Consider the following 17868-nt stretch of genomic DNA (forward strand, 5'->3'; position numbering starts at 1 on the left):
AACAGCCATAACCACAGCCATAACCTTCGCCACATGCTGGCGCCCCTCTCCCACGCTCCCCGATGGACCTGCTGGCCCTCTTCGATCACCTGCTTAATTTTGTGGCACCCGCCGCGTTCATCGCGCTGGTGCTGGCCCTCGTGGGCCGGTTCCTGGGCGGGCGCCGCACGGGCGTTCCGCGCTGGTGGGTGCAATGGGCGATCACCTTCGGCGCCGGCGTCGCGGTGCTCGTCGTCGGCCTTGTGGTGTTCGGGCGCGACGGGGTGATGACGACCTACGCCGCGCTCGTGGCCGTCTGCGGCACCGTGCAATGGCTCGCGATGCGCGGCTGGCGCCGCTGATCCAGCGTCAGCCCAGCCGGCGGACCATGTAGACCGACCTGCCGGGATAGGTCGCGAGCCGGGCCTGCTGCGCCGGGTCTGCCGGCTGCGTCGCGGCATAGCCCTGCCGCTCCCAGAAACCCACCGAAGACTGCACCGACACCAGCGTCGATTGCCGCCATCCGGCCTGCGCCGCGTGCGCCCACGCATGCCGCACCAGCCGCGGTCCGAGGCCCAGCCCTGAAGCGGCTGGATGCACCGCCAGGTCATGCAGGTACAGCGCGTCGGCTTCCGGCGCGACCTCGAACTCGCCATGCAGCGCCGTGAGCTTGCCGGCGATCGAGGGATAGGCCGCCAGATAGGCCCTGACCTCTCCTGCGTGCCCGGCCACCCACCCCGTCTCCGGCGCCGCGGCCAGCCGCCGCGCGATCAGCGCGCCGTCCTCCACGAAGCCCGCGCCGTAGCAGGCGAGCTGGATCGCGAGCACTGCGTCCAGGTCGTCCGCGCGCATCGCCCGCACGAAGACGGCGCCCTCCGCCAAGGCCACCATCAGGCCAGCAGCAGCTTGTCGTCGTCCAGCTTCTCGCCGCGCGTCTGCTCGAACATGCGCAGCAGGTCGGGCACATCGAGGCCCGAGCGCTCCGGCCCGGCCACGTCCAGGATCACCTGCCCCTCGTGCAGCATGACGGTGCGCGAACCGTAGTCCAGCGCCTGGCGCATGCTGTGCGTCACCATCATCGCGGTGAGCTGGCTGCCTTCGACGATCCTGGCGGTCAGCTCCAGCACGAAGGCGGCGGTCTTCGGGTCCAGCGCGGCGGTGTGCTCGTCCAGCAGCAGGATGCGCGAGGGCTTGAGCGACGCTATCAGGAGGCTCACCGCCTGCCGCTGCCCGCCCGAGAGCAGCCCGATGCGGTCGGCCAGCCGGTTTTCCAGCCCCAGCTTCAGGATCGACAGCTTCTCGCGGAACAGCTCGCGAAGGCCCCGGTTGAGCGCGAAGCCGAAGCCGCGCCGCTCGCCGCGCTTGTACGCCAGCGCCATGTTTTCCTCGATCGTCAGCGCCTCGCAGGTGCCGGCCATCGGGTCCTGGAACACGCGGGCCACCATGCCCGATCGCTGCCAGGCGTTCATGCGCGTGACGTCCTTGCCGTCGATCTCGATGTTGCCCTTGTCCACGATCAGGTCGCCGCTCACCGCATTGAGGAACGTGGACTTGCCCGCGCCGTTCGAGCCGATCACGGTGACGAACTGGCCGGTCGGAATCTCCAGGCTGAGCCCGCGCAGCACGCGGTTCTCGATCGGCGTGCCCGGGTTGAAAGTCATCTCCAGTTGTTGTGCGCGCAGCATCAGTTCTTCCCCTTGAAGAGTCCGCGCAGCTTGCGCTTGTATGCGGGGATCAACAGCGCTACTGCCACCAGCACGGCGGTCACCAGGTTCAGGTCCTGCGCCTGCAGGCCCATGAAGTCGGTGTTCAGCGCCATCGCGATGAAAAAGCGGTAGAGCAGCGCACCCAGCACGCAGGCCAGCGTGGTGATCACCATGCTGCGCGCGGGCAGGAGCGTCTCGCCGATGATCACCGCGGCCAGGCCGATCACGATCGTGCCCACGCCCATCGAGATGTCGGCCGTGCCCTGGCTCTGCGCGAAGAGCGCGCCGGCCAGCGCGACCAGCGCGTTGGAGAGCGCAAGACCCGCCATCGTGTGGAAGTCCGTCGAAATGCCCTGCGCCCGCGCCATGCGCGCATTGCCGCCGGTGGCACGCATCGCCAGGCCCGCTTCGGAGGCGAAGAACATGTCCACCACGATCTTCGCGACGATCACGATCAGCAGCAGCAACAGCGGCTTGGCCCATTGCTCGGGCATGCCGCCGAAGTCGACCATGGTGAAGACGGTCGGCTCGGTGATCAGCGCCACGTTGGGCTTGCCCATCACGCGCAGGTTGACCGAGTACAGCGCGATCATCACCAGGATGCTCGCCAGCAGCTGCATGATCTTCAATTTGACGTTCAGCCAGGCCGTGACCCAGCCCGCGGCGGCGCCCGCCACGCAGGCGACCGCGGTGGCGGCCACCGGATTCCAGCCGAGAACGATCAGCGTCGCGGCCACGGCGGCGCCCAGCGGAAAGCTGCCGTCCACCGTGAGGTCGGGAAAATTGATGATGCGAAACGACATGAAGACGCCCAACGCGACCAGTCCGAATATCAGACCGATCTCGATGGCGCCCAGCGAAGCGATGAGCGACATAAAGAAGCTGGCTTCTTACTTGGTGGCCACGATCTTGGCGCTCTTCAGGAGCGATTCGGACAGCGTCACGCCCTGCGCCTTGGCGGCGGTGGGGTTCACCACCAGCTCGAAGTTGGTGCTGGTCTGCGAGGCGATGGTGCCGGGCTTCTCGCCCTTGAGGATGCGCACCACGATCTTGCCGGTCTGGCGGCCGATGTCGCTGTAGTTCAGGCCCAGCGCCGCCACGGCGCCGCGCTCGACGGTGGCCGTGTCGGCGGCCACCACCGGCAGCTTGGCCTGCTGGGCGACCTTGACGATGCCCTCGAAGGCCGAGACCACGTTGTTGTCGGTCGGCGTGTAGATCACGTCGGCCTTGCCCACCAGGCTCTGCGCGGCGGTCGGCACGTCCACGGTGCGGGCGGCGGCGGCTTCAACGACGGTCATGCCGGCATCGGCGGCCGCCTTCTTGAGCGAAGCGACGATCGCCACCGAGTTGGCTTCGCCGGGGCTGTAGATCACGCCGATGCGCTTGGCGTTGGGCACCACCTGCTTGATGAGGCCGATGTGCTTTTCCAGCGGCGAGAGGTCCGACACGCCGGTCACGTTGGTGCCGGTGGCATCCCAGTTCTTCACCAGCTTGGCGGCCACCGGGTCGGTGATGGCCGAGTACACGACCGGAATCGTCTTGGTGGAGGCCACCACGGCCTGCGCCGACGGCGTGGCGATGGCGACGATCACGTCGGGCGCATCGCCCACGTACTTGCGGGCGATCTGGGCGGCGGTGCCCACGTTGCCTTGCGCGCTCTGGTAGGTGAACTTGAGGTTCTTGCCCTCTTCGTAGCCCGCCGCCTTGAGCTCGGCCTTCACGCCGTCGCGCACCGCGTCCAGCGCCGGGTGCTCGACGATGGCCGTGACGGCCACCGACTTGGTGTCGGCCGCGAACGAGGGCGCGGCGGCCAGCATGCCGAGGGCCAGGGCGACGGCGCTGAAGGGGGTGCGAAGCAGGGCTTTTTTCACGTGAGGGTCTCCGGATGGGGGGATGGGTGCGTCTGGGGTCTGAGGTGTGGCCGCCGGCGTGCGCCGGGGCGGGGAATTCAGCGGGGCCGGGCGTTGCGCGTGCAATCCCGGCAGCTTCGAAGTCTAGATCGTACTTTGCACAATTAAGGTGCATGGACGGATCGGGCTTACCCCGCTTTAGGAAACATAATTGCATCCATTGGAGGATGCAAGAGATGAAATTGCACGAGATCGAACTCGACCGGATCGACCGGCGGATTCTGGACCATTTGCAGGTGCACGGCCGCGCCACCAACCTGGAGCTGTCGGAGGTGGCCAACCTGTCGCCCGCGCAGTGCATGCGGCGCCATCGGCGCCTGGAGGAACTGGGCCTCATCAACGGCTACGCGGCGCACCTGAATGCGCGCCACGTCGGCCTGGGCGTGATCGCTTTCATCCACGTGACCATGGCGCGCGGCCACGTCGATGAACTGCCCAAGTTCCAGGACCTGATCGCCGACCTGAAGCAGATCCTGGAGTGCTATTCGGTGACCGGCGACTTCGACTATGTGCTCAAGGTGGTCGCGCGCGACCTGGAGTCGCTCTCGCAGTTCCTGATGCACACGCTGATGCACATGCCGGGAGTCTCGGCCGTGCGCTCGAGCGTGTGTCTCAACGAGATCAAGTGCACCACGGCGCTGCCGCTGGAATGAACCTCAGGTCGGCATGCCCGGGATGGGCGAGTTCTGCGTCGCGGGCGCCGGCGCGGCCGCGGCGGGCTCGGTGGGCGCCATCATGAACGTGGTGGGCGTCGCCATCGGCAGCGCGGCCTTGCGGAGTTCGTCGAGGATCACGAACAGCAAATCGCTGCGCACGCCGCCCGCCAGCCGCGGGCTCGCCACATAGGCGATGGCCTGGAAGATCAAGAGCCCGTTCTCGATGCCTTCCAGCGTGAGCGAGGGTGCCGGCGTTTCCAGCACGCCCTCGTGCGCGCGGCAGGCCTCCAGGATCAGCTCGCGCACGCGCTGCGCGTCGGTGGTCAGCGGCATCGGCAGGCGGATCAGCACGCGGCCCTCGGCATTGGCCAGGGTCATGTTGCGGACCGTCTTGGTGATGAATTCGGAGTTCGGCACGATCAGCGTGGAGCGGTCGCCCAGCTGGATCTCGGTGGCGCGCACGTTGATGCGCCGCACGTCGCCCTCGGCCGTGCCCAGCACCACCCAGTCGCCCACTTTCACCGGCTGCTCGGCCAGCAGGATCAGCCCCGAGATGAAGTTCTGCACGATCGCCTGCAGCCCGAAGCCGATACCCACCGACAGGGCGCTGGCCACCCACGCGATTCGCTCGATGCCGATGCCCATGGCCGAGAGCGCGAACGCGATCACCAGGATGCCGCCCACGTAGCCCAGGAGCGTGGTGAGCGAGCTCTGCATGCCCGGCTCCAGCTTGGTGTTGGGCAGATAGCTGCGCTCCAGCCAGCGCTTGAACACCCGCAGCACGATGAAGCCGACCACCGCCACCGCGATGGCGCTCAGGATCGCGCCGGGCACCAGCTGGAACTCGCCCACCTTCACGCCGGTGCCGAACTTGCCGCTGCGCTGGAACACCTCGCCCGGCCCCGTGCCCAGCGGCGCGGCCAGCGCGATCAGCATGTAGAAGAAGAGCGCCACGCGGCTCAGCCCCGAGAGCACCGTGGCCGTCTGGTCCAGCGTCTGCGGCGCGAGGTTGAAGCTCTTCTGCAGCTTCTGGCCGAAGGTGCTGCGCGAGGACACCAGCGCCATGAACACGTCGTCGGCGAACTTGAACAGCACGTAGAACGCCGCCGCCACGATGCCGCTCCAGGTGAGCTGCGAGGCCAGGAAGCTCGCGAGCGCCACATAGCCCACGGCCACCAGCACCCAGATCGCGATGACCAGCACGCCGATCAGCGCGACCAGCAGGCCCACCCACATCGGCCGCTCGGGCAGGCCGGCCTCGGGCGCATCGGCGCGCAGCGCCTTCAGGCGATAGATGACGGTGCCGACCAGCGCGGTGAGCAGCAGCGCCGTGAGCACGTGCGTGGTCACCACGGCGGCGAAGCTGGCGTCGATGAGGGCGTTGATCTCCGCGGGTGTCCAGGCGAGCGCGGCCACCAGCGCCACCAGCCATGGCAGCACCGACAGGCGGCTGGCCGTGGCGTCGGGAATGGGCGGCAGGCGCCACGATGGGCGGGCCGCGGCCAGCAGCGCGCGACCCAGGCCGATGACGAACGCCATGAAGGTCAGCGCCTGCGCCGCCGATTGCAGTGCCTTGCGCGCCTGCGGATCCCAGGTGGCATGGGCCTTGAGCACCTCCACGAAGCCGTGCGCGGCCACCGCGACCAGGAGCACGTGGCTCGCGACGATGGCGATCACCAGCAGCGAGCGGCGCAGCCGCCCGGCGGGGAGCACGCGCATTGCCAGGCGCGTCAGCCCGCGCTCGGCCGCCCAGACGCCGAGCCACGCGAGCAGCAGCGCGCCGACGAGCGCGGCGATCACCGCCGTGCGGCTCTCCGGCTGCCACGCCTCCTCGAACCCATCGTCGAGCGCCGCCCCGATGGCCTGCAGCCGGGCGAGGTCGTCGGGCCAGGCCTCGCGCAGGTCGTTCCAGAACGTGCCGGTGAGCGGCGAGGCGGCGCGGCTGGTGAGCTCGGCCTCGAACTGCTGGCGCCGTTGCAGCACGAGGTCGGTGCCGCGCTGGCGCACGTCGATCGACAGCAGCTTTGCGAGGCGGATGTCGGCATCGAGCGCGTTGCGCTCCTTGGTCAGCTGCGCGCGCTGGCGCGTGATGTTGGGGTCTTCGGTGGCGCCGGCGGCGGGCGGGTTGCCCAGTTCGCCCAGGCGCGCGTTCAGGTCGGCCAGGTCGCCGGTGCGGGCCGCGACGAACTTGTCGGCCTGCACGCCGATGTCGTTGATCTGCGCGAGCTGCTTGCGCGCATCGTCCTCGCCGCCGGGGGTGGCGCCGGCGGCAGCAGCGGCAGCGGCTGCGGTACCGGGCACGGGCGCCGCCTTGGCGAACTGCGCGCGCAGCTCGGCGATGGTGGGTGCCGGCACTGCGGCGGCGGCGGTGTTGGCGCTGTTGTTGGGGTTGCCGTTGCCGGCGTTCATGCTGGCGTCCGGCTGCGCAAGGGCGCCGCCGCAGGTCAACAGGGTCAGCAGGGCCAGGATGGCGGGAAGGCACAAGCCCGCCAGGCGAGAGGTCCGATTCATGGCCGCATCATAGAAGCCGCCATTTTCGTAAGAACGGGTAAGAAGTGCTGCGTCGCAGCAGCGTCACCCCGCGGGGCTGAAGAGGTCGACCCGGTCCGTGATGATGCCGTCGGTGCCCAGCGCGATGAGCCGCTGCGCGGCCCAGTCGTCGTTGACGGTGTAGCTCAGCGAGCGCAGGCCCGCGCCGTGCACCTGCGCGACGGTGTCGACGTTCCACAGCGCGTGGTTGCAGACGATCGCCTGGCAGCCGAGTTCCAGCGCGGTGTCGAGCCAGCCCTTTCGCAGCGAATCGAGCAGCAGGCCACGCGGCAGCTCGGGCTGCACCGCGGCCGCGCCCTTGAGCGATTCGACCTGGAACGAGGTGAGGAACGGCGCGATCGCCGCGCCCTTCCACAGACGGGCCGCCTCGCGCGCCACGACTTCGCCGGTCTCGCGCTCGGTGCCGGGCGTCGGCTTGATCTCGATGTTGAGCAGGTAATCGTTCGCCAGACAGAAGCGCGCCAGGTTCTCCAGCGTGGGCAGCGGCTCGCCCGCGAAGGCGCGCGAATGCCAGCCGCCTGCGTCGAGCTGCGAGAGCGCGCTCCACGTTTGCTGGCCGCCGATGCCGCGGCCGTTGGTGGTGCGATCGAGCGTGGCGTCGTGCATCAGGAAAGGCACGCCGTCGGCGCTCAGCTTGGCGTCGCACTCGAACATGCGGTAGCCGTGCGCCGCGCCGAAGCGGAAGGCGGCGAGCGTGTTCTCAGGGGCCAGCTTGCCGGCGCCGCGGTGCGCGACCCAGCGGGGGTACGGCCAGGGGCTGCGTTCGGCCATTGTTCAGTCCGCGCGTTTGCCCGATCCGGCGTCGAACCAATGCAGCTTGTCTTCGCGCGCCGCGATCTTCACCGTGTCGCCTGCGACCGGCGGGTGATCGCCTTCGTCGGTGCGCATGATGATCTGCTCGTCGCCGATGCGGCCGTACACCAGGCGCTCGGCGCCCAGCAGTTCGACCTGCTCGACCTGCACCGTCCAGCCGCTTTCGTCCAGCTTCATGTGCTCGGGGCGGATGCCCAGGATCTGGCCCGCGCGCACGCCCGGGGCGTGCTTGAGCAGGTTCATCGGCGGCGAGCCGATGAAGCTCGCGACGAACGTGGTGGCCGGGCGCGAGTACACCTCCTCGGGCGTCGCGAACTGGTCCATCACACCGCCGTTCATCACGATGATGCGCTGCGCGAGCGTCATCGCCTCGACCTGGTCGTGCGTGACGAAGAGCGAGGTGATGCCCAGCTCGCGGTGCAGCTTCTGGATTTCCAGGCGCGTCTGCGCGCGCAGCTTGGCGTCCAGGTTCGAGAGCGGTTCGTCGAACAGGAACACCCGCGGCTGCCGCACGATCGCGCGGCCCATGGCCACGCGCTGGCGCTGGCCGCCGGAGAGCTCGCGGGGCTTGCGCTCGAGCAGGTGGCCCAACTCCAGGATCTTGGCGGCCTTGTCCACGCGCACCTTGATCTCGGGCACCGGCACCTTGGCGATCTTCAGGCCGTAGGCCATGTTCGCGAACACGCTCATGTGCGGGTAGAGCGCGTAGTTCTGGAACACCATGGCGATGTCGCGCTCGGAAGGTTCCAGCTGGTTCACGACCTTGCCGCCGATGGCGATTTCGCCGGCCGAGATTTCCTCCAGGCCCGCGACCATGCGCAAGAGCGTGGACTTGCCGCAGCCCGAGGGCCCGACGATCACGATGAACTCATGGTCGGCGATCTCGGCGCTCACGCCGTGGATGACCTGGTTGGCTTTCGGCCCGTGGCCGTAGCGCTTGATGACGTTGCGTAGGGAAAGTGCAGCCATGTTCTTCTCGATTGCGGCCTCTATCGCGAGGCACTGTTATTTTCCAGAACCACCGCGGAACCGGCTTTGCCGGGCCGCTGGTGGTGCCCCCGGTAGGGGGGTGGCGAAGCGACACGAAGTGCGCGCAGCCTGGGGGCGAGCCTATTTCTCGGTATCAACAAGGCCCTTGACGAACCACTTTTGCATCAGCACCACCACCAGCGCGGGCGGCAGCATCGCCAGGATGGCGGTGGCCATCACGACGTTCCATTCGTTCTGCCCGTCGCCGCCGGCAATCATCCGCTTGATGCCGACCACCACCGGGTACATGTCTTCGCTCGTGGTCGCCAGGAGCGGCCAGAGGTACTGGTTCCAGCCGTAGATGAACTGGATCACGAAGAGCGCCGCGATCGAGGTCTTGGAGAGCGGCAGCAGCACGTCGAAGAAAAAGCGCATGGGGCTTGCGCCATCCATGCGCGAGGCCTCGGTGAGCTCGTCGGGCACCGTGAGGAAGAACTGGCGGAACAGGAAGGTCGCCGTGGCAGACGCGATCAGCGGTACCGTCAGGCCCGCGTACGTGTTCAGCATGTTCAGGTCCGACAGCACCTTGTAGGTGGGCAGGATGCGCACCTCCACCGGCAGCATCAGCGTCACGAAGATGGCCCAGAAGCAGATCTTCTTGAACGGAAAGCGGAAGTAGACGATGGCGAAGGCCGACAGCAGCGAGATGGAAATCTTGCCGATGGCGATGACCATGGCCGTGACGAAGCTCACCCACATCATGTGCGCCACCGGGGCGTTGGAGCCCGCGCTGTTCTCGCGCCCGAAGAGCGCGCCCTTGTAGCTGTCCACGATGTTCGAGCCCGGAAGGAGCGGCATCGGCGCCTGCACGATCTCCTGCGCGGTGTGGGTGGAGGCCACGAACGCCAGGTAGAGCGGGAAGGCGACGATGAGCACGCCCAGGATCATGATGACGTGGGCCAGGATGCCGTGGGTGCCGCGCTTCTCAACCATGCCGTGCTCCGCCGAGTTTGATTTTTTCTTGTTGCTTCATCAGTACTGCACTTTCTTCTCGACGTAGCGGAACTGGATCACCGTCAGCGCCACCACGATCACCATCAGCACCACCGACTGCGCGGCCGAGCCGCCCAGGTCCAGGCCCTTGAAGCCGTCGTGGTAGACCTTGTAGACCAGGATGGTCGTGTCCTTGCCCGGGCCGCCCTGCGTGGCCGCATCGACGATCGCGAAGGTGTCGAAGAACGCGTAGACCACGTTGATCACCAAAAGGAAGAAGGTGGTGGGCGACAGCAGCGGGAACTGCACCGTCCAGAAGCGGCGCCACGGGCGCGCGCCGTCGATGGCGGCCGCCTCGATCAGCGACTTCGGAATGGACTGAAGGCCCGCCAGGAAGAACAGGAAGTTGTAGGAGATCTGCTTCCACACCGAGGCCATCACGATCAGCGTCATGGCGTGGCCGGAATCAAGCAGGTGGTTCCAGTTGATGCCGATCTTGCCCAGGGCATAGGCCACCACGCCCAGCGAGGGCGAGAACATGAAGACCCACAGCACGGCCGCCACCGCGGGCGCCACGGCGTAGGGCAGGATCAGCATGGTCTTGTAGAACATCCCACCGCGCACGATGCGGTCGGCGAACACCGCCAGCATCAGCGACAGGCTGATGCCGATGCCGGCCACCAGCACCGAGAAGAGCGCGGTGGTCTTGAACGACTCGGCATACGCCGGGTCGTGAAACAGTTCTTTGAAGTTCTGCAGCCCGACGTATTCGACCGAGGTGCCGAACGCGTCCTGCTGCTGCAGCGACTGCAGGATGGCCTGCCCCGCCGGCCAGAAGAAAAACACGAGGATCACCGCCATCTGCGGCGTCAGCAACAGCCAGGGCAGCCAGCCCGAGCGAAAGAAAACGCGTTTTTCCATGATCCCTCTGAATAAAAAATCCCGCCCGGCCCGCCCTTGTGCAAGAGCGAACGGGGGCGGGCGATATTAGCCGGACCCGAGGGCCCGGCCGTCAATCGTTAGCTCTTGTTCGCCTTCTGGAAGCGTTCGAGCTGCTCGTTGCCGCGCGTGACGATGGCGTCCAGGGCTTCCTTGGCGGTCTTCTTGCCGTTCCAGACCTGTTCGAGCTCTTCGTCCTCGATGGCGCGGATCTGCACGTAGTTGCCCAGGCGGATGCCGCGGCTCTTGTCGGTGACCTTGCGGATCATCTGCGTGACGGCCACGTCGGTGCCGGGGTTCTGCTTGTAGAAGCCCGATTCCTCGGTGAGCTTGTACGAGGCGGTGGTCACCGGCAGGTAGCCGGTGCGCTTGTGGCTGGCGGACTGCACTTCAGGCGTCGAGATGAAGCTGAAGAACTTGGCCACGCCCTTGTACTCGGCCGGCTTCTTGCCCGACATGACCCACAGGCTCGCGCCGCCGATCACCGTGTTCTGCGGTGCGCCGGGCACGTCCGGGTAGTAGGGCAGGGGCGCCAGGCCGTAGGCGAACTTGGCGTTCTTGGCCACGTTGCCGTAGAAGCCCGAAGACGTGTTGATCATGGCGCACTCGCCCGAGACGAACGAGGCCTCGGGCACGTTGCCGCGGCCCTTGTAGATGAAGAGGCCCTGCTTGGCCATGCTGGCCAGGTTCTCGATGTGGCGCTGGTGCAGCGGCGAGTTCACCTTCAGGCGGGCGTCCAGGCCTTGCAGGCCGTTGGCCTTGCTCGCGAACTCCACGTTGTGCCAGGCCGAGAAGCTCTCCACCTGCGTCCAGTTCTGCCAGGCGGTGGTGAACGGGCACTTGTGGCCGCTCGCCTTGAGCTTGGCCGCTGCCGCGACCACTTCGGGCCAGGTCGAGGGTGCCTTGTCGGTCGGAAGGCCGGCCGCCTTGAAGGCGTCCTTGTTGAAATAGAAGATGGTGGTGGAGCTGTTGAACGGGAAGCTCAGCATCTGGCCGTTGGGGGCGGTGTAGTAACCGGCCACGGCGGGGATGTAGGCGGCCGGGTCGAACTTCTCGCCCGCGTCCTTCATGACCTGGCCGACCGGGATGATCGCGCCCTTGCTGGCCATCATGGTGGCGGTGCCCACCTCGAACACCTGCAGGATGTGCGGTGCGTTGCCCGAGCGGAAGGCCGCGATGGAGGCCGTCATCGATTCGTCGTACGTGCCCTTGAAGGTCGGCACGATCTTGTATTCCTTCTGGCTCTCGTTGAACTGCTTGGCCAGGTCGTTGACCCACTCGTTGTTGACGGCGGTCATGGAATGCCACCACTGGATCTCGGTCTGTGCCTGTGCCACGTTGAACAGCGTGGCGGCCAGCGCCGAGGCCAGCGCGAGCGTCTTGAATCGCATGAAGACTCCTGAAGGGAAAATGAAAGCGCGGATGCTAGGGCATGTGGATGACACAGCCGGGTCACATTGGCGCACGGACCGCTGTCATCTTCCAATCGGGGAAACCCCTTTGGGACCAAGCCCGGCGCGGGCTGGGGGCCTGCATGCTGCGCCGCACCATGCTAGCATCGCCCTCCCTTTTTCGGCCCAGCTTTTCGCCACGGCCAGGGCCCTTTGCGAGACCGCCATGAGCAGCAAAACCTCCCTCGACAAAAGCAGGATCAAGTTCCTCTTGCTCGAGGGCATCCACCCTTCGGCCGTGGAGGTGCTGCGCGCCGCCGGCTACACCAACATCGAGTCGCTGCCGGGTGCCTTGCCCGACGCCGAATTGAAGGCGAAGATCGCCGACGTTCATTTCCTGGGCATCCGTTCGCGCACGCAACTGACGGCCGAAGTGTTTGCCGCAGCCCACAAGCTGGTGGCCGCCGGGTGCTTTTGCATCGGCACCAACCAGGTCGACTTGGAAGCCGCCCGCGAACACGGCGTGGCGGTGTTCAACGCCCCCTATTCGAATACGCGCTCGGTGGCCGAGCTGGTGCTGGCCGAAGCGATCCTGCTCTTGCGCGGCGTGCCCGAGAAGAGCGCGGTGGCGCACCGCGGCGGCTGGCTCAAGTCGGCCGACAACGCGTTCGAGATCCGCGGCAAGACGCTGGGCATCGTGGGCTACGGCTCGATCGGCGCGCAGCTGTCGGTGCTGGCCGAGGCGCTGGGCATGCACGTGGCGTTCTTCGACGTGGTGACCAAGCTGCCGCTGGGCAACGCGCGCCAGGTGCGCGACCTGCACCAACTGCTCGCGCAGAGCGACATCGTCACGCTGCACGTGCCCGAGACGCAGGCCACGCAATGGATGATCGGCGCGGCCGAGATCGCGGCGATGAAGCCGGGCTCGATCCTCATCAACGCCTCGCGCGGCACTGTGGTCGAGATCGACGCGCTGGCCGCCGCGCTGAAGGAAAAGAAGCTCCTGGGCGCCGCGATCGACGTGTTCCCGGTGGAGCCGCGCAGCAACAAGGACGAGTTCCAGTCGCCGCTGCGGGGCCTGGACAACGTGATCCTCACGCCGCACATCGGCGGCTCGACGATGGAGGCGCAGGCCAACATCGGCCTGGAAGTGGCCGAGAAGCTGGTGAAGTACAGCGACAACGGCACCTCGACCTCGTCGGTCAACTTCCCCGAGGTGGCGCTGCCCGCGCACCCGGGCAAGCACCGGCTGCTGCACATCCACCGCAACGTGCCGGGCGTGCTGTCGGAGATCAACAAGATCTTCTCGGACAACAACATCAACATCTCTTCCCAGTTCCTGCAGACCAACGAGAAGGTCGGCTACGTGGTGACGGACATCGACGCCGCCTCGTCGGACCTGGCGCTGGAGAAGCTGGCGAAGGTGAACGGCACCATCCGCAGCCGCGTGCTGTTCTGACGGGCCTGCGGGGCGCGGCGGTGGGGCCGCGCACCTAGCACAAGGGCAAGACCCGGGTCACGAGGCAAGACCCCGAGGCCTGCCCTAAAATCGACCCCCCGGCTACATGGGCGCGCAGCGCCTGGCCAAGGGCCCCACCCGATGAATGCTCCGACCGCGTTGAACACGCTGTTGGCACAGGCCGCAGAGCCTGTCCGACTGCGCGAGATCCCGTACAACTACACCAGCTTCTCCGATCGCGAGATCGTGATTCGCCTCTTGGGCGAACGTGGCTGGGAACTGCTGCAGACCCTGCGCGCCGAGCGCCGCACCGGCCGATCGGCGCGCATGCTCTACGAAGTGCTGGGCGACATCTGGGTGGTGCAGCGCAACCCCTACCTCGTGGACGACCTGCTGGACAACCCGCGCCGCCGCGGCCAGCTGGTCGAGGCCCTGCGCCACCGCCTGACCGAAGTCCAGAAGCGCCGCACCCCCGACAGCGACATGCCGCGCGACCAGCTGGTGGGCGAGCTCACCGCGCTGGTCGGCGATGCGGTCGCCGCCTTCGACACCAAGTTCCGCGACGTCGCGGCGCTGCGCCGCAAGGCCACGCGCGTGCTGGGCCGGCTCACCGCCAAGGACAACATCAAGTTCGACGGGCTCTCGCGCGTATCGCACGTGACCGATGCGACCGACTGGCGCGTGGAGTACCCGTTCGTCGTGCTGTGCCCCGACACCGAGGCCGAGATGGCGCTCCTGGTGAAGGGCTGCATCGAGCTGGGGCTGACCATCATTCCGCGCGGGGGCGGCACCGGCTACACGGGCGGCGCGATTCCGCTGACCTGGAACAGCGTCGTCATCAACACCGAGAAGCTCGAGGCGATGACCGAGGTCGAGCACATGCCGCTACCCGGGCTTGCCGACCCGGTGCCGACCATCTGGACCGAGGCGGGCGTCGTCACGCAGCGCGTGGCCGATGCGGCCGAGCGCGCGGGCTTCGTTTTCGCGGTCGACCCGACCTCCGCCGAAGCCTCGTGCGTGGGCGGCAACGTCGCGATGAACGCCGGCGGCAAGAAGGCCGTGCTCTGGGGCACGGCTCTCGACAACCTCGCCTCGTGGCGCATGGTGACGCCGCAGGCCGAATGGCTCGAAGTCACGCGCATCGGCCACAACCTGGGCAAGATCCACGACGCCGAGAGCGCCCTGTTCGAGCTGCAGTACTACGCGGCCGACGGCAAGACCAAGCTGCGCACCGAGCGCCTCGACATTCCGGGCCGCACCTTCCGCAAGGAAGGTCTCGGCAAGGACGTGACCGACAAGTTCCTCTCGGGCCTGCCGGGCATCCAGAAGGAAGGCTGCGACGGCCTCATCACCAGCTGCCGCTGGGTGGTGCACAAGATGCCTTCGCACACGCGCACCGTGTGCCTCGAATTCTTCGGCAACGCGAAGGACGCGGTGCCCAGCATCGTGGAGATCAAGGACTTCATGTTCGCCGAGCAGAAGCGCTCGGGCGTGCTGCTGGCGGGCCTGGAGCACCTGGACGACCGCTACCTGAAGGCCGTCGGCTACGCCACCAAGTCGAAGAAGCACGGCGGCTTGCCGAAGATGGTGCTCTTCGGCGACATCGCGGGCGACGACGCCGATGCGGTGGCGCGCGTCACCTCGGAAGTGGTGCGCATCGCCAACTCGCGCAGCGGCGAAGGCTTCATCGCCATCAGCCCCGAGGCGCGCAAGAAATTCTGGCTCGACCGCAAGCGCACGGCCGCCATCAGCAAGCACACCAACGCCTTCAAGATCAACGAAGACGTGGTGATTCCGCTGCCGCGCATGGCCGAGTACAGCGACGGCATCGAGCGCATCAACATCGAGCTGTCGCTGCAGAACAAGCTCGCGCTGACCGACGAGCTCGAAGTGTTCCTCACGCGCGGCAACCTGCCGCTGGGCAAGACCGACGACGCGCACGAGATCCCCGCGGCCGAGCTGCTCGAAGACCGCGTGGCGCAGGCCGTGGCGCTGGTGCATGAGGTGCGCGCGCTCTGGGCCGGCTGGCTGCAGAACGTGGACGCGCTCTTCCCGCAACTGCAGGACCACAGCCTGCGCGCGAGCTGGAAGACGCAGCTGCGCCAGCCGCTGCAGGAAATTTTCTCGGGTGCCGAGTTCGCGCCGATCCTGGCCGAGTGCACGGCCATCCACAAGCGCGTGCTCAAGGGCCGCGTGTGGGTCGCGCTGCACATGCACGCGGGCGACGGCAACGTGCACACCAACATCCCCGTGAACAGCGACAACTACGACATGCTGCAGACCGCGCATGCCGCGGTGGTGCGCATCATGGCGCTGGCGCGCAGCCTCGATGGTGTGATCTCGGGCGAGCACGGCATCGGCATCACCAAGCTGGAATTCCTGAGCGACGAAGAGCTGCGCCCCTTCACCGAATACAAGGCCCGGGTCGACCCCGAAGGCCGCTTCAACAAGGGCAAGCTCTTGCGCGCGCCTGCGGGCGAAGCCATCACGCTGCACGCCGATCTGACCAATGCCTACACGCCGAGCTTCGGCCTCATGGGGCACGAGTCGCTGATCATGCAGCAGAGCGACATCGGCGCCATCGCCGACAGCGTGAAGGACTGCCTGCGCTGCGGCAAGTGCAAGCCGGTGTGCGCGACGCACGTGCCGCGCGCCAACCTGCTCTACAGCCCGCGCAACAAGATCCTGGCGACCTCGCTGCTGGTCGAAGCCTTCCTCTACGAGGAGCAGACCCGGCGCGGCATCAGCATCAAGCACTGGGAAGAGTTCGAGGACGTGGCCGACCACTGCACCGTGTGCCACAAGTGCTTGACGCCCTGCCCGGTGAAGATCGACTTCGGCGACGTGTCGATGAACATGCGCAACCTGCTGCGCAAGATGGGGCAGAAGAGCTTCCGCCCGGGCAACGCGGCCGCGATGTTCTTCCTGAACGCGACGAATCCGCAGACCATCAAGGCGGTGCGCGCGGGCATGGTGGGCATCGGCTTCAAGGCGCAGCGCCTGGCCAACGACCTGCTGCGCGGCCTGGCGAAGAAGCAGACCGCGGCGCCGCCGGCCACGCTGGGTCCGGCGCCGCTCAAGGAGCAGGTGATCCACTTCATCAACAAGAAGATGCCGGGCAACCTGCCCAAGAAGACGGCGCGCGCGCTGCTGGACATCGAGGATGCGGACTACGTGCCGATCATCCGCAACCCGAAGGCGACCACCTCGGAGACCGAGGCGGTCTTTTACTTCCCGGGGTGCGGCTCGGAGCGCCTGTTCTCGCAGGTGGGCCTGGCCACGCAGGCGATGCTCTGGCACGCGGGCGTGCAGACGGTGCTGCCGCCGGGGTACCTGTGCTGCGGCTATCCGCAGCGCGGCAGCGGCCAGTTCGACAAGGCCGAGAAGATGATCACGGACAACCGCGTGCTCTTCCACCGCGTCGCGAACACGCTCAACTATCTGGACATCAAGACGGTGGTGGTGAGCTGCGGCACCTGCTACGACCAGCTGCAGGGCTACCAGTTCGACAAGATCTTCCCGGGCTGCCGGATCATCGACATCCACGAGTACCTGCTCGAGAAGGGCATCACGCTCGCCGGTGCGGGCGGTGGCGGCTACCTGTACCACGACCCCTGCCATTCGCCGATGAAGCTGCAGGACCCGATGAAGACGGTAAAGGCGCTGGTCGGCGACAACGTGCTCAAGAACGACCGCTGCTGCGGCGAGTCGGGCACGCTGGGCGTGTCGCGGCCCGACATCTCCACGCAGATCCGCTTTCGCAAGGAAGAGGAACTCAAGAAGGGCGAAGCCGAATTGCGCGAGAGCGGCGCCGTCGGCGCCAAGGACAACGTGAAGATCCTTACCAGCTGCCCGAGCTGCCTGCAGGGCCTCTCGCGCTACGGCAACGACCTGAACAACGGCCTCCTTGAAGCCGACTACATCGTGGTCGAGATGGCCAACAAGATCCTGGGCGACAACTGGATGCCCGAGTACGTGGCCGCGGCCAACCAGGGCGGTATCGAGCGGGTGCTGGTGTGACGGCGCAACAGGGCTGCCCGTTCTGCGAGGGCCCCGGTGGCCGCGTCGTGTTCGAGGGCGCGAAGCTGCGCGTGATCCATGCGGAAGAGGCGGGCTTTCCGGCCTTCTACCGCGTGATCTGGCGCGACCATGCGCCGGAGTTTTCCGATCTCGATGCCGCGGACCGCGTGCTGTGCATGGAAGCGGTAACGGCGGTCGAGCAGTGCCTGCGCGAGCAGTTGAAGCCCACGAAGATCAACCTTGCCGCGCTCGGCAACATGGTGCCGCACCTGCACTGGCACGTGATCGCGCGCTTCGACTGGGACAGCCACTTTCCCGCGCCGTTCTGGGCGGCCGCGCAGCGCGCGGCGCCGATCGATCGCGTGGCCGATCTGCAGGCGCTGCTGCCGAAGGTGGAGGCCGAGATGGTCCGCCGGCTGGCAGTGCTGCAGGGCTGACGCGAGGCCGCGCCGCTGCGCGGCATACTGCGCCACTCCGAAAATC

General features: G+C 67.2%; 15 protein-coding genes. 5 read left to right on the top strand and 10 right to left on the bottom strand.

Annotated features, from left to right (window positions below; genetic code table 11):
- Positions 1-62 precede the first annotated feature (62 nt).
- Entirely contained in the window at positions 63-341 is a 279-nt protein-coding gene (locus JC881_RS07675; RefSeq protein WP_198785135.1) for a hypothetical protein, read from the top strand.
- Between the two features lie 7 nt (positions 342-348).
- On the opposite strand, the gene JC881_RS07680 is transcribed toward JC881_RS07675, so the two are convergent.
- The 4 genes from JC881_RS07680 to JC881_RS07695 are packed head-to-tail and all read right to left on the bottom strand — an operon-like array spanning position 349 to position 3502.
- The gene (locus tag JC881_RS07680) at positions 349-870 is read right to left on the bottom strand and encodes a GNAT family N-acetyltransferase (RefSeq protein ID WP_198785136.1); all 522 of its coding nucleotides are present in this window, start codon (positions 868-870) and stop codon (positions 349-351) included.
- The gene (locus tag JC881_RS07685; protein WP_198785137.1) at positions 870-1664 is read right to left on the bottom strand and encodes an ABC transporter ATP-binding protein; all 795 of its coding nucleotides are present in this window, start codon (positions 1662-1664) and stop codon (positions 870-872) included. The genes JC881_RS07680 and JC881_RS07685 overlap by 1 nt, the downstream gene beginning before the upstream one ends.
- Positions 1664-2560 (bottom strand): ABC transporter permease, encoded by an 897-nt coding sequence (locus JC881_RS07690; RefSeq protein WP_198785138.1) that lies wholly within the window; start codon positions 2558-2560, stop codon positions 1664-1666. The genes JC881_RS07685 and JC881_RS07690 overlap by 1 nt, the downstream gene beginning before the upstream one ends.
- A 15-nt stretch (positions 2561-2575) precedes the next feature.
- Positions 2576-3502, bottom strand: coding sequence for an ABC transporter substrate-binding protein (locus JC881_RS07695; protein WP_233101655.1), 927 nt, complete (start codon positions 3500-3502; stop codon positions 2576-2578).
- A 275-nt stretch (positions 3503-3777) separates the two neighbouring features.
- Here JC881_RS07695 and JC881_RS07700 point away from each other — a divergent pair, with 275 nt between their 5' ends.
- Positions 3778-4248, top strand: a complete 471-nt coding sequence (locus JC881_RS07700) for an Lrp/AsnC family transcriptional regulator (protein WP_144299149.1) — start codon at positions 3778-3780, stop codon at positions 4246-4248.
- A gap of 3 nt (positions 4249-4251) precedes the next feature.
- On the opposite strand, the gene JC881_RS07705 is transcribed toward JC881_RS07700, so the two are convergent.
- The 6 genes from JC881_RS07705 to ugpB form a co-directional block, all read right to left on the bottom strand.
- Positions 4252-6762: a DUF3772 domain-containing protein gene (locus JC881_RS07705; protein ID WP_198785140.1), complete on the bottom strand. Its 2511-nt coding sequence runs from the start codon at positions 6760-6762 to the stop codon at positions 4252-4254.
- Between the two features lie 63 nt (positions 6763-6825).
- Positions 6826-7572 carry a glycerophosphodiester phosphodiesterase gene (ugpQ, locus tag JC881_RS07710; protein ID WP_198785141.1) on the bottom strand — a complete coding sequence of 249 codons (747 nt, stop codon included), beginning with the start codon at positions 7570-7572 and terminating at the stop codon, positions 6826-6828.
- Positions 7573-7575: 3 nt separating this feature from the next.
- Positions 7576-8583, bottom strand: coding sequence for a sn-glycerol-3-phosphate ABC transporter ATP-binding protein UgpC (gene ugpC, locus JC881_RS07715; protein ID WP_198785142.1), 1008 nt, complete (start codon positions 8581-8583; stop codon positions 7576-7578).
- A 141-nt stretch (positions 8584-8724) separates the two neighbouring features.
- On the bottom strand, positions 8725-9576 hold the full coding sequence (gene ugpE / locus JC881_RS07720; RefSeq protein ID WP_093438956.1) for a sn-glycerol-3-phosphate ABC transporter permease UgpE: 852 nt from the start codon (positions 9574-9576) through the stop codon (positions 8725-8727).
- 39 nt (positions 9577-9615) lie between these two features.
- A complete protein-coding gene (gene ugpA, locus JC881_RS07725; protein ID WP_198785143.1) occupies positions 9616-10497 on the bottom strand; it encodes a sn-glycerol-3-phosphate ABC transporter permease UgpA in 882 nt (293 codons plus the stop codon).
- A 98-nt stretch (positions 10498-10595) separates the two neighbouring features.
- Positions 10596-11906 carry a sn-glycerol-3-phosphate ABC transporter substrate-binding protein UgpB gene (gene ugpB, locus JC881_RS07730; RefSeq protein WP_198785144.1) on the bottom strand — a complete coding sequence of 437 codons (1311 nt, stop codon included), beginning with the start codon at positions 11904-11906 and terminating at the stop codon, positions 10596-10598.
- Between the two features lie 226 nt (positions 11907-12132).
- On the opposite strand from ugpB, the gene serA reads away from it, so the two are divergent.
- From serA to JC881_RS07745, 3 genes are all read left to right on the top strand, one after another.
- On the top strand, positions 12133-13365 hold the full coding sequence (gene serA, locus JC881_RS07735; protein WP_198785145.1) for a phosphoglycerate dehydrogenase: 1233 nt from the start codon (positions 12133-12135) through the stop codon (positions 13363-13365).
- 141 nt (positions 13366-13506) lie between these two features.
- Positions 13507-17385: a DUF3683 domain-containing protein gene (locus tag JC881_RS07740; protein ID WP_198785146.1), complete on the top strand. Its 3879-nt coding sequence runs from the start codon at positions 13507-13509 to the stop codon at positions 17383-17385.
- Complete coding sequence (locus JC881_RS07745) at positions 17382-17822, top strand: HIT family protein (RefSeq protein ID WP_198785147.1); 441 nt, start codon at positions 17382-17384, stop codon at positions 17820-17822. The genes JC881_RS07740 and JC881_RS07745 overlap by 4 nt, the downstream gene beginning before the upstream one ends.
- Positions 17823-17868 lie beyond the last annotated feature (46 nt).

Origin of the sequence: Variovorax sp. IB41 (genome assembly GCF_016405905.1) — a bacterium.
In the GTDB taxonomy this organism is placed as follows: Bacteria; Pseudomonadota; Gammaproteobacteria; order Burkholderiales; family Burkholderiaceae_C; genus Variovorax.